This is a genomic window from Pontimicrobium sp. IMCC45349, assembly GCF_047219225.1.
Lineage (GTDB): Bacteria > Bacteroidota > Bacteroidia > Flavobacteriales > Flavobacteriaceae > IMCC45349.
On record NZ_CP178208.1, the window covers coordinates 1317493 to 1330597 of the forward strand.

The 13105-nt window shown below is 33.3% G+C and carries 13 protein-coding genes; 8 read left to right on the top strand and 5 right to left on the bottom strand.

The window, feature by feature from the left end; translation table 11 throughout:
• Positions 1 to 32: 32 nt before the first annotated feature.
• The 8 genes from ACLII3_RS06105 (at position 33) to ACLII3_RS06140 (ending at position 8412) form a co-directional block, all read left to right on the top strand.
• Positions 33 to 680, top strand: a complete 648-nt coding sequence (locus ACLII3_RS06105; RefSeq protein ID WP_412987299.1) for a thymidine kinase — start codon at positions 33 to 35, stop codon at positions 678 to 680.
• Positions 673 to 1779 (top strand): alanine racemase, encoded by a 1107-nt coding sequence (gene alr, locus ACLII3_RS06110; protein WP_412987300.1) that lies wholly within the window; start codon positions 673 to 675, stop codon positions 1777 to 1779. The genes ACLII3_RS06105 and alr overlap by 8 nt, the downstream gene beginning before the upstream one ends.
• 76 nt (positions 1780 to 1855) lie before the next feature.
• Positions 1856 to 2257 (top strand): large conductance mechanosensitive channel protein MscL, encoded by a 402-nt coding sequence (gene mscL, locus ACLII3_RS06115; protein WP_412987302.1) that lies wholly within the window; start codon positions 1856 to 1858, stop codon positions 2255 to 2257.
• 126 nt (positions 2258 to 2383) lie between these two features.
• Complete coding sequence (locus ACLII3_RS06120; protein ID WP_412987304.1) at positions 2384 to 3373, top strand: aspartate-semialdehyde dehydrogenase; 990 nt, start codon at positions 2384 to 2386, stop codon at positions 3371 to 3373.
• A gap of 110 nt (positions 3374 to 3483) precedes the next feature.
• On the top strand, positions 3484 to 4566 hold the full coding sequence (locus ACLII3_RS06125; protein ID WP_412987306.1) for a hypothetical protein: 1083 nt from the start codon (positions 3484 to 3486) through the stop codon (positions 4564 to 4566).
• Between the two features lie 22 nt (positions 4567 to 4588).
• The gene (locus ACLII3_RS06130) at positions 4589 to 6637 is read left to right on the top strand and encodes an FG-GAP-like repeat-containing protein (protein WP_412987308.1); all 2049 of its coding nucleotides are present in this window, start codon (positions 4589 to 4591) and stop codon (positions 6635 to 6637) included.
• 93 nt (positions 6638 to 6730) lie between these two features.
• The gene (locus ACLII3_RS06135) at positions 6731 to 7645 is read left to right on the top strand and encodes an ABC transporter ATP-binding protein (RefSeq protein WP_412987310.1); all 915 of its coding nucleotides are present in this window, start codon (positions 6731 to 6733) and stop codon (positions 7643 to 7645) included.
• A 59-nt stretch (positions 7646 to 7704) separates the two neighbouring features.
• The gene (locus ACLII3_RS06140; protein WP_412987311.1) at positions 7705 to 8412 is read left to right on the top strand and encodes a DUF434 domain-containing protein; all 708 of its coding nucleotides are present in this window, start codon (positions 7705 to 7707) and stop codon (positions 8410 to 8412) included.
• Here the strand turns inward: ACLII3_RS06140 and ACLII3_RS06145 are convergent.
• From ACLII3_RS06145 to ACLII3_RS06165, 5 genes are all read right to left on the bottom strand, one after another.
• Positions 8396 to 8845 (bottom strand): 3-oxoacyl-ACP synthase, encoded by a 450-nt coding sequence (locus ACLII3_RS06145; RefSeq protein ID WP_412987313.1) that lies wholly within the window; start codon positions 8843 to 8845, stop codon positions 8396 to 8398. The genes ACLII3_RS06140 and ACLII3_RS06145 overlap by 17 nt on opposite strands.
• A gap of 1 nt (position 8846) precedes the next feature.
• A complete protein-coding gene (locus ACLII3_RS06150) occupies positions 8847 to 9959 on the bottom strand; it encodes an NAD(P)/FAD-dependent oxidoreductase (protein WP_412987314.1) in 1113 nt (370 codons plus the stop codon).
• A gap of 153 nt (positions 9960 to 10112) precedes the next feature.
• On the bottom strand, positions 10113 to 11459 hold the full coding sequence (accC, locus tag ACLII3_RS06155) for an acetyl-CoA carboxylase biotin carboxylase subunit (RefSeq protein ID WP_412987315.1): 1347 nt from the start codon (positions 11457 to 11459) through the stop codon (positions 10113 to 10115).
• A gap of 75 nt (positions 11460 to 11534) precedes the next feature.
• Positions 11535 to 12020, bottom strand: coding sequence for an acetyl-CoA carboxylase biotin carboxyl carrier protein (gene accB / locus ACLII3_RS06160; RefSeq protein WP_412987317.1), 486 nt, complete (start codon positions 12018 to 12020; stop codon positions 11535 to 11537).
• A 33-nt stretch (positions 12021 to 12053) separates the two neighbouring features.
• Complete coding sequence (locus tag ACLII3_RS06165; RefSeq protein WP_412987319.1) at positions 12054 to 13049, bottom strand: beta-ketoacyl-ACP synthase III; 996 nt, start codon at positions 13047 to 13049, stop codon at positions 12054 to 12056.
• Positions 13050 to 13105: the final 56 nt, after the last annotated feature.

The window sequence follows — 13105 nt, forward strand, 5'->3', positions numbered from 1 at the left end:
TTAATAGTTTGTTTTAGTGCTAAAATTACAAAATGTTTCTCGAAAATACAGTAAATCATAAAGAACAATTTGGTTGGATAGAAGTTATCTGCGGATCCATGTTTTCTGGAAAAACAGAAGAACTTATTCGTAGATTAAAGCGTGCGCAATTTGCAAAGCAAAGAGTAGAAATTTTTAAACCTGCAATTGACGTACGTTATGATGATGAAATGGTGGTTTCTCACGACTCCAACGAGATAAGGTCAACTCCAGTACCAGCAGCTTCAAATATTCCTTTGTTAGCAGATGGCTGTGATGTTGTTGGTATAGACGAAGCTCAATTTTTTGACGATGAGATTGTTCGCGTATGTAATGACCTTGCGAACAAAGGCATAAGAGTAATAGTAGCTGGATTAGATATGGATTTTAAAGGCAACCCTTTTGGACCAATGCCTTTTTTAATGGCTACTGCAGAATATGTAACTAAAGTACATGCTGTTTGTACAAGAACAGGAAACTTAGCACAATATAGCTATAGAAAAGCAAGAAGTAATGACTTGGTTTTATTAGGCGAAGTTGAAGAATATGAACCTTTAAGTAGAGCTGCTTATTATAAAGCAATGATGAGAGATAAAGTGCGTAATATTAAGGTTAATGATGCTGAAGATGTATCTCCAAAACAAAAAGAATCCAATGCCTAAAGCACAAGAAACCATTCTTGAAATAAACTTAAACGCTTTAAAGCATAACTTCGACTATTTAAAATCGAAACTTAATAATAACACTAAATTTTTAGCAGTCGTTAAAGCTTTTGCTTACGGTAGCGATGCCGCACTTATTGCTAATTATTTACAAGATTTAAATATAGACTATTTTGCTGTTGCTTATACCCATGAAGGTGTTGCATTACGAGATGCAGGAATAACAAAACCTATTTTAGTTTTACATCCTCAGCCAATTAATTTTAAAGAAATTATTGATCGTTGTTTAGAGCCCAACTTATATAGTTTAAAAGTTTTTAAAGAATTTATTGAAATTGCTGAAAAGGAAAATCAAACAAACTATCCTGTTCACCTTAAATTTAATACAGGATTAAATAGACTTGGTTTTTTAAAAAACGATATAGATGTTATTGCTAATATTCTTAAAAAAACTAAAGCTGTAAAAGTTACTTCAGTCTTTTCACATTTAGCGGCTAGTGAAGATTCGAACGAAAAACAATTTACGTTATCTCAAATTGAAAAATTTGAAACTATAACTGCATTATTAAATACAAAATTAGAATACAAACCAATAAAACATATTTGTAACACTTCAGGCATATTAAACTATCCCGAAGCACATTATGATATGGTTAGATCTGGTATAGCTTTGTATGGTTTTGGTAATTCGAAAGAAGAGAACAAACACCTAAAACCTATAGCGTGCTTAAAATCGATTATATCTCAAATTCATTTGCTTGAAAAAAACGAAACAGTTGGTTATAATAGAGCTTTTAAAAGTGATGGCTTACAAAAATCGGCTACTATTCCTATTGGTCATGCAGATGGTATTGGTAGGCAATATGGTAATGGTAAAGGCTATGTCATTATTAATGATTGCAAAGCTCCAATAATTGGCAATGTATGTATGGACATGATAATGGTGGATGTTACTAATATTGATTGTAACGAAGGTGATGAAGTAATTATTTTTGACCAAAAAAACTCTGCAAGCAACTTAGCCAACACAGTAAACACTATTTCATACGAGCTAATCACTTCAGTTTCACAACGTGTTAAACGTAAGATTGTTAAATAATAATTTAAGACTCTTTTAACATTTTAAGTTTTTTCATTATTTTAGATTTCTAATAACTAATAATACATCTTAAACTATGCTTAAAGAATTTAAAGAATTTGCCATGAAAGGCAATTTAGTCGACATTGCTGTCGGTTTTGTAATGGGTGCTGCTTTTAAAGAAGTAGTAACAGCTTTTACAGGAGGAATTGTTTCTCCATTAGTTGGATTGATTTTTAATTCAGATTTCAAAGATTTAAAATATGTGATAAAAGAAGGAGTCGCAAACGCCGAAGGAGTTGTACAAGGTGAAGTTTCAGTACTTTGGGGAGCATTCTTAACAAATGTCATTGACTTTATTATTGTTGCTTTTGTTATGTTTATGGTAGTAAAAGGTGTAAACAAAATGAAGAAAAAAGAAGAGCCAGCTCCTGCGCCACCAGCTGGACCATCTCAAGAAGATTTACTTGCTGAGATTCGTGACTTGTTAAAAAAATAACATTATAAACTTTATTGTTAAAAAAGACCTTTTTTGTTTAAAAAGGTCTTTTTTTATTCCTTTCAAAATACATCGATTTAAATTAATAACTACATTTGTTATTCATTTTTAACAAACATCAAACAAATGAAAGTTGCAGTAGTTGGTGCTACCGGAATGGTAGGTAACATAATGCTAAAAGTATTAGCAGAAAGAAATTTTCCTATTACAGAATTAATCCCTGTTGCTTCACAAAGAAGTATTGGAAAAGACGTTAGTTATAATAACAATTTATATAAAATTGTTGGGCTCGAAACTGCTGTAAAAATGAAACCTCAAATAGCAATCTTTTCAGCTGGTGGAGACACATCCTTAGAGTGGGCTCCAAAATTTGCTGAAGTTGGTACAACTGTAATCGATAACTCTTCGGCTTGGAGAATGGATCCTACTAAAAAATTGGTGGTTCCAGAAATTAATGCTATCACCCTAACAAAAGAAGATAAAATCATAGCTAACCCTAACTGTTCAACAATTCAATTGGTATTAGCATTAGCTCCATTACACAACAAATATAAAATGAAAAGAGTAGTTGTTTCTACTTATCAATCAGTTTCTGGAACAGGCGTAAAAGCTGTACAGCAATTAGAAAATGAAACCAATGGTATTGAAGGAGAAATGGCTTATCCTCATCCAATAAGTAGAAATGCTTTACCACATTGTGATGTGTTTTTAGAAAATGGATACACTAAAGAGGAAATGAAATTGGCTAGAGAACCACAAAAAATTCTAGACGATAGAACTTTCTCTGTTACTGCAACTGCAGTAAGAATTCCAACTGCTGGCGGACATTCAGAGTCTGTGAACGTACAATTTGAAAATGATTATAATCTACAAGAAGTAAGATCTTTACTTTCAGAAACCGAGGGTGTTACTGTACAGGACAACACAAGTACAAACACATACCCTATGCCAATATATGCAAACGGTAAAGACGATGTATTTGTTGGAAGAATACGTAGGGACGAAACTCAACCTAACACACTAAATATGTGGATTGTAGCAGACAATTTACGCAAAGGTGCAGCCACTAATGCTGTTCAAATTGCTGAACATATTGTTACAAACAATCTAATATAATTGTTATATTCTCATTTTTATAGTAATTTGTAGGACTTTTTGGCATTATAACTAATTAATTTTTAAGGATTTCCCTTTTTTTTTATATTAGGCAACCAAATTTTCTATAAATGTTAAAAAAATACACCTATTTAATTGGATTAATAGTACTAGCTATTACCATATCATCTTGTTCTGCAGATGATAATTATGAACCTACACCTGTTTCGCCTGTAGTTTTTGATATTAATGCGGTTCCTTATAATAACTTAATAGAATATAATTTTTTTAATGAAAATCTAGCTGATTTAGATCCTGTTTATGGAGTCGTTCCTTATACACTTCAAAATCCTTTATTTACAGATTATGCTAAGAAAAAAAGGTTTATTTGGATGCCAAATGACGTAAGTGCTAATTACAATGGAGATCATGATATTTTAGAATTCCCTGTTGGAACTATTCTTATTAAGAATTTTTATTACGAAAACGTATTACCTGATTTAACAACTAAAATATTAGAAACCCGATTAATGATTAATAAATCTGATGGGTGGATTTTTGCAACATATAAATGGAACGAAGAACAAACAGAAGCTGTTCTTGATATGAATGGAAGTTTTACTAATTTAAATTGGTTAAAAGAAGGTGTAGAAAATAATGTAAATTACAGAATTCCTGCTGGACCAGAATGCCATACGTGTCATAAAACAGGTGATATTTCAATTCCAATTGGACCAAAACCAAGAAATTTAAATCTTGACTATGATTTCAGTGATGGTAACATGAATCAATTAGAAAAACTGGTTGAAATGGGTTACCTTAACGATAACTTACCTGCAAATATCGAAACTTTGGTAAGCTGGAAAGATACAAATGCAAGTTTAAACGAAAGAGTAAGATCTTATGTAGACATTAATTGTGCTCATTGTCATACCGAAGAAGCACATTGCGCATATAGACCAATTCGTTTCGACTATCTTTCAACAAGCGAACCTTTAAACTTAGGTGTTTGTTTAGATCCTGATACTGATTTAGGAAACGGATTAAATTTTATAGTTACACCATCAATACCATTAAGATCAGTAATGTATTATAGAATTAACTCTACTGATGTAGCTGTTAGAATGCCGTTATTAGGAAGAACTGTAATTCATGAAGAAGGTGTAGCTCTAGTAGAAGAATGGATAAACTCATTAGAAGATAACTGTCAATAAAGAACAACTTAATAAATTAATTATGAACAAATTTTTACTTTTTATTGCTTTATGCACACTTCCTTTTTTAGGAAGTTCACAAGCTGGTGATAACTGTGCCAATGCTATAGACATTGGCGCTGGTTTACATACTGCTGGCACAATAAATGGAGATGTACCTCCAACCAACTGTTATGGTGGTGGAGCTGCTTCAGATGGTGAATGGTATATGTACACTCCAACAAGTGATAACTATACTACGATTACATCTGACTTAGCTCAAAACTCGGGTGGTGATACTAGAATACACGTTTATACAGGTGTATGTGGAGCTCTTATATGTTTAACCTCTGATGATGATGCTGGAGACATAGGTAATGGTTATTTATCAATTGTAAATTTTGAAGCAACAGCAAATGAGACTTACTATATCGTTTGGGATGATTACTGGAATGATAATGGTTTTGACTTCGAATTATCAGAAGGAACTCCTCCTCCATCAGCTCCTGCTACTTTTACATCTCAAAGTGTTTCTGCTTCAGGAAGCGACAGAGGTGTTGTAGATATGAATAATGATGGATTAGACGATTTAGTATCTGTTACAACAACAAACATTAACATTAACTACCAATTAGCTGGAGGTGGATTTAATAGCGTAAACATAGGTACAACTAGTGCTGACAATGATGCGTCTTGGAGTATGGCTGCTGGTGATTTTGATAAAAATGGTTATAACGACTTATTATATGGAGGTGGAAGTGGTGTAACTTTCATGCAAGCAAATTCAGATGGTACAGCTTTTACCGAAATTTCTGGATCTGAATATGTATTTTCTCAACGCTCAAATTTTATTGATATTAATAACGATGGAAACTTAGATGCCTTTGTGTGTCATGATGTTGCTCCAAACGTTTATTATATCAACGATAATAATACATTAGATTTTTACCAAGGTTCTGGTGCTTCTCAACCTGTACCTAGCGGAATAGGAACGCATCCTAACGGTGGAAATTATGGAACTGTTTGGATTGACTATGATAATGATGGTGATATGGATATGTTCATAGCAAAATGTAGAGGAGGTAATGTTACTCATAAAATTAATGAACTATGGAGAAACGATAAAAACCCAAGTGATCCAAATGCAAATACATTTACAAACGTTGCTGGTGATGCTGGTGTAAATCTTGCTGACCCTGTACAAACATGGTCGTCTGCTTGGGCAGATTTTGATAACGATGGTGATATGGACGCTTATATTGGAGCAAGTTCTACTGCCGATGGAGGACACAAATTCATGCGTAACAATGGAGATGGAACATTTACTGATGTTACTGCAGGCGCTGGGTTAGATAGCGCACCTTATGGAATTGAAAACGCTCCTGGTGATTTTGATAATGATGGTTATGTTGATATTTTAACAAACGGTCGTCTATTAATGAATAATGGAAATATGACATTTACACTTTACTCATCTAATACTCCACCTAGTGGACCTATTGGAGATGTAAATGATGATGGATTTTTAGATGTTTTTAATGGTTTAGTTTATACTAATGATGGAAACTCAAACAATTGGTTAAAAATAAGAACTATTGGTGTAGCAAGTAACTATAATGGTATTGGTGCACGTGTAACAATCGTAACACCATCTGGCACTCAAATTAGAGATGTAAGAAGTGGTGAAGGTTTTAGATACATGAGTTCTTTAAACACTCATTTTGGTTTAGGAGCAGATACAACTATCACTAGTGTTATAATTGATTGGCCTTCTGGAACTACAGATGTTGTTTTAAATCCAAATATTAATGAGACATTGACAGTTATAGAAGGGGAAACTCTTAGTTTAACAGAATCTTTAACTCAGGATTTAATTTTATATCCAAATCCAACTAAAGGCGATTTAAATATTAATGCTACTTATGGTTTTGAAGACGCTGTTTATACAATTTTTGATATAAATGGAAAAAGTGTTTTAAGCGGTAATTTTGACAGTAATACAATTGATGCTTCTTCATTAAGCACTGGTAATTATATCCTTAAAATTGTGAGTAACGGATTAACAAAAACTCAAAAGTTTATTAAACAATAAAAGTGAATTAATGTTCAGTTTTTATTTATAATTTTTAAAAGCCGCTTATTAAATAAGCGGCTTTTTTTATACTATTTTTGTTTACTCATTATTATGCTTGAAGTAAAAAACATATCATTTAGTTATCATAAAAAGACCGTTTTAGATTCTATAGAATTTAATGTAGAAAAAGGCGCACACTTATCAGTTATAGGCGAAAGTGGCTCAGGAAAAAGTACTTTACTAAAGCTAATTTATGGCGAATTTGATTTAACTACAGGGTCCATATTTTGGAATTCACAAGAAATTCTTGGACCAAAACATAACCTTGTTATTGGTTATGATTTTATGAAATATGTTGCTCAAGAGTTTGACTTAATGCCATATATAACTGTAGAAGAAAATATTGGTAAATTCTTATCTAATTTTTTCCCTAAAGAAAAAGCCGAAAGAGTAAATGAACTCCTCAAAGTTGTTGAGCTAGAAAATGTAGCAAAAACGAAAGTTCAGTTTTTAAGTGGTGGACAAAAACAAAGAGTCGCTTTAGCTAGAGCTATAGCTAAACAACCTGAAATTATACTTCTAGACGAGCCTTTTAGCCATATAGATAATTTTAAAAAACAATCACTAAGACGTAGCCTATTTAACTACTTAAAGCAGAAAAACATAACTTGCATAGTTGCTACACATGATAAAAATGATGTGCTGCCATTTGCAGATAAGATGATTGTTTTAAATAACGGTAAGGTTATCGCTAATAATTCTCCAAAAGCGTTATATAACAACCCCAAAACACCTTTAATAGCTTCCTTTTTTGGAGAGTTTAATATGATTGAGCCTTTTGGGATATTATATACACATCAAATTAAAATAGTTGAAAAATCAAATTATAAAGCAACTGTAAAAGCATCTTATTACAATGGACAATCTTACCTTATAGAAGTATTGTATAATAATAAATCTATTTTTATTGAACATTCTAATAAACTAGAAGAGCACTCCTCTATTTATTTTAAAACTTTGCAATAACTCTGAAATACAAAGACCTTAATTAATAAATTTTAGAGTCATTTTTATAATTATTGAACATGTCAAATAAAAGAAATCGCGGAAAAAACAGTAATGACGATGCTCTTTTTGGTTCTAAAAAACTACAAATAAAGTTTAAAGAAGCCATTAAGGATATGCTATACTTATTATCTAGAGGTTATGCTGAAAAATCTTCATTGCAATTGGTTGGTAATAAGTATCGTCTCAATGTAAGGCAGCAACAAGCTATACAAGGGATGAGTGCATCTCAACAACAAATGGAGCTACGTCAAGTCAATGAAGTATATCTAAATCAATTGCATTCTGAAACTATTATTATCGACGGTTTTAATTTATTGATTATCTTAGAAAGTGCACTTTCTGGAGCATATTTGTTTAAAGGTGTAGATGGTGCTTATAGAGATTTATCTAGTGTTCATGGCACCTATAAACGCGTGCAACAAACTGAAACAGCCATTCATTTAGTGGGAGAGACTTTAAAACATCACAAGGTGATTTGGGTATTTGACCAACCTGTGTCCAATAGTGGACGATTAAAAACCATGCTACGAGAAATTGCTGAACAGAAAGGTTATCATTGGGATATCATTCTTGATCATAATCCAGACAAAATGCTAGCACAAAGCAAGCATATTATTGTAAGTTCGGATGCTTGGATTCTTGATAGAACTAAACATTGGCTTAACTTGGCTGCTTACCTTATCAATCAACATATAGAAAACAGCAATATTATTGAAGCGCAGTAATCGTAAAAGATTGTTCCCTAAACGCAATAACATCTCCTTTTTTTTTACCTAACAACAATTTTCCAATAGGTGTGCTTGGAGAAATGGCGTAATAATTAATACCATTAATTTCGTGCAAACCAGAACTAATAGATAGAAAATAATTAGCTTGAGTTGTAAAAACTACACTACCTAAATGTGCGATTTTGGATTTTTGCTCTAGGTTAACTTTAGAAAGTATTTCTTTTTCTTTTTGAATTTCCGCCAATTGTTGTCCTGCTTTTTCACGTTCTAACTGTAACATAGCACGCCCTGTTTCGTGTTTATCACCAGCAGTACTTTTGGTTTCAGACAAAAGCGACTCTTGAATTTCCTTTATTTTCTGCTGCACACTTTGAAGACGTTGATTTAAAAATGCTTCGCACTGTTGATATAAAAGTTGCTTAATTTCCATACTAAATCAAATCTGCTAGTTCTTTTCCAATAAGACTACCTATTGCAACACCCATACCACCAAGTCTTACACCGCAAAACACATTGTCTGATACTTGCTTAACAATAGCCTTCTTTTGATTTCCAACTCCCATAATACCACTCCAACGTTGGTCAATTTCAAAAAGTGTATCGGGAAGAATCGTATCTTTTAGTAAATCCTCTAGCGCATTTTGAATCAATACCGTTTGTGTTAATTCAGTCGTTTCTTCACCTTTAAAATCTAAATTACGTCCACCTCCAAACAAAATACGATTATCAATATTTCTAAAATAGTAATAGCCTTTATCTAAATGAAATGTGCCTTTGATATGTAAATTTTCTATAGGTTTTGTAATTAAAACTTGAGCTCTTGCAGGTAGCACAGGTTTATTTAATAACTGTTTAGCAAAACCATTGGTAGCCACAAACAATTTAGAAGTTGAGAACTCAAATTGATTGGTTTTTACAGTTACCGAATCCTTATGATTTGAAAATTCTTGAACAGTAACGCTATTAAGGATATTTATACCTTTTTGCTGTGCAAGTTGTGTCAAGGCTTGCATCATTTTACCTGTATCAATTTGTCCTTCAAATTGATTATAAATATATTGCCTTTGTATTTTTTTAAAGCTGAATTGATTTGAGCTTGTACTAAATATATCTGCATTAAAAATGGGTTTAAGAAGCGTATTGATACTATCCATTTTATCTAAACATTCTTGATATAGTTTTGAATCGGCTTTAGAGAACAGCTCAAAGCCGCCATGGTTTTGAAAATCGATAGTAACATCACCAAGTGTTTCTCTTAGCAATTTTAAGCCCTCTACGCGTTTATTTACCAATTGCAAGACTTCATCTTCGGAATGTGAGTTTAAATCGTCTAAAATCTCACTTAAGCTGCCAAAACAAGCAAATCCAGCATTCTTTGTGCTTGCGCCTTGTGGAAGCATACCACGTTCCAACACGAGAATTTTAGATTTTGGATACTTGTTCTTTAAAGCTAAAGCACAATTAAGTCCTACGATACCACTTCCAACGATAGTAAAGTCCACGTTGGATAGATATGATTTGTGTTCCCAATATGATAAATTCATATTACGAAGTTAGCACTTTCGCGTTAAGGATAGAAGCGACATCCTTTTTTGTTTTTACAAAAAGATATAGCGGATAGCCTGACGCAACGACGAATGAAGTCTTTGGGTAACGCCATAAAAAAACTCCGATTAAAAAATCGGAGTTCTATAATATTAATCTTCTGGTTGCATCTCAAAGTCTTCCATAAACTTCGTTGTGTAGTTTCCAGCGATATAATCTGGATGCTCCATCAACTGTCTATGGAATGGAATTGTTGTTTTAATTCCTTCGATTACGAACTCATCTAATGCACGCTTCATTTTATTGATAGCTTCTTCCCTAGTTTGCGCTGTTGTAATTAACTTCGCAATCATAGAGTCATAGTTTGGAGGAATACTATAACCAGCATATACATGCGTATCTAAACGCACTCCATGGCCTCCTGGAGCGTGTAATGTTGTGATTTTTCCTGGAGATGGTCTAAAGTCATTAAAAGGATCCTCAGCGTTAATACGACATTCTATAGAATGTAGCTTTGGCTCGTAGTTAATTCCTAAAATTGGCACTCCAGCGGCAACCAGAATTTGTTCTCTAATTAAGTCAAAATCTATTACCTGCTCAGTAATTGGGTGCTCTACTTGGATACGAGTATTCATTTCCATGAAGTAGAAATTTCTATGCTTATCTACTAAGAACTCTACTGTTCCTGCACCTTCATACTTAATATATTCGGCAGCTCTAACTGCAGCTTCTCCCATTTTTTGACGTAACTCATCAGTCATAAATGGAGAAGGCACTTCTTCGGTTAATTTTTGGTGACGTCTTTGTACAGAACAATCTCTTTCTGATAAGTGGCATGCTTTTCCGTTAGAATCTCCAACAATTTGGATTTCAATATGACGTGGCTCTTCAATAAGTTTTTCCATGTACATATCGTCGTTTCCAAAGGCTGCTTTAGATTCTTGTCTTGCAGAATCCCAAGCATCTTTCAAATCTTCTTGCTTCCAAACGGCACGCATTCCTTTTCCACCACCACCAGCAGATGCTTTAAGCATTACTGGATAGCCTGTTTCAACTGCAATTTTTTCACATTCTTCATAAGACTCGATAACACCATCACTTCCTGGTACACAAGGTACACCTGCAGCTTTCATTGTAGCTTTCGCATTGGCTTTGTCTCCCATTCTATCAATCATTTCTGGAGAAGCTCCAATAAATTTGATATCATGCTCGTCACAAATCTTAGAGAATTTAGCGTTTTCTGATAAGAAACCGTATCCTGGGTGAATTGCATCTGCATTAGTTATTTCTGCAGCAGCAATAATATTTGACATCTTTAAGTAAGACTGCGGACTTGGTGCTGGACCAATACAAACAGCTTCGTCTGCAAATTTAACATGTAAACTTTCAGCGTCAGCAGTTGAATATACAGCTACTGTTTTAATGCCCATTTCCTTACAGGTTCTAATAACACGTAATGCTATTTCACCTCTATTGGCAATTAGTATTTTTTTAAACATAACGTAATAAATTTAAAAATCTCAAATTCCAAATTCCTCAAAATTGGGATTTGTGTTTGGAATTTTAAAATTTGGTTATGATGGATCTACTAAAAATAATGGCTGATCAAATTCTACTGGAGAAGCGTCATCCACTAATATTTTCACAATCTTTCCTGAAACTTCTGATTCGATTTCATTGAAAAGCTTCATTGCTTCAATAATACATAATACATCTCCTTCTGCTATAGATTGTCCTACTTCAACAAATAATGGTTTGTCTGGAGAAGGTTTTCTATAAAAAGTACCAATGATTGGAGATTTTACTATAATATATTTTGAATTATCATCAGCAGGTGCTGCTTCTGCTGCAGGAGCAGCTGGTGCTACTGGAGCTGCAGGTTGTGGTATAGCCGCAATTGGTTGTGGCGCTGCAGCAACAGGAACCTGTTGAACTATTGTGGTTTCAGAATCTGATCCTGTTTTAATGGTGATTTTAACATCGTCCATTTCTAGTTTAACCTCACTTGCGCCTGATTTTGCTACAAATTTGATTAAATTTTGAATCTCTTTTAAATCCATAATTAAGCTTAATTTAATTTAGTTAGTAAGTTATTAAGAATTATATGCCCATTTAAGATATATGGAACCCCAAGTAAATCCTCCACCAAAGGCAGCGAATACAATATTATCTCCTTTTTTTAATTGAGACTCGTAATCGCTTAATAATAACGGAAGTGTTGCAGAGGTAGTATTTCCATATCTTTCAATGTTCATCATAACCTTGTTTTCGTCTAATTCTATTCTATTTGCAGTAGCATCAATAATACGTTTATTAGCTTGATGAGCAGCTAACCACGCAATATCGTCTTTAGATAAGTTGTTACGTTCTAATATTTTTACAGCAACATCTGCCATATTAGATACTGCATTTTTAAATACAGTTCTACCATCTTGAAAAACATAATGCTCTCCATTTTCTAAAGCTTCTACTGTAGTTGGGTAAGAAGAACCGCCAAATTTGGCTCTTAAAAATTCTCTTCCCATACCATCACTTCTAAGATACTCATCTTGAAGTCCTAGTCCTTCTTCATTTGGCTCAAATAAAACAGCACCTCCACCATCTCCAAAGATGATACAAGTTGCCCTATCTTCATAATTAATCATTGAAGAGTTTTTATCTGCTCCTATAAGAAGTACTTTTTTATATTTTCCTGATTCAATATAGCTTGATGCAGCAGACATACCGTAAAGAAAACTTGAACATGCTGCTTCTAAGTCAAAAGCAAAAGCATTAGTTGCTCCAATTTGAGATGCTGTATAAGCTGCTGTTCCTGCTGCTTTCATATCTGGAGTTGCAGTTGCAACTATTACTAGTTCTATTTCTTTAGGATCTAACCCTGATTTGTCTAAAAGATTTTGAGCTGCTTTAATTGCTAGGTATGACGTTCCTTTACCTTCGCCTTTAAGAATTCTTCTTTCTTTAATTCCTGTTCGCGAAGTAATCCATTCGTCGTTTGTATCAACCATCGTTTCAAGTATTTGATTGGTTAATACATATTCTGGCACATATGCGCCAACAGCCGTTATTGCTGCTGTAATTTTACTCATATCTGTGTGTTAGTTTGAACAAAACTTTGTACAAAATTGACTAAAAAACGTCAAAA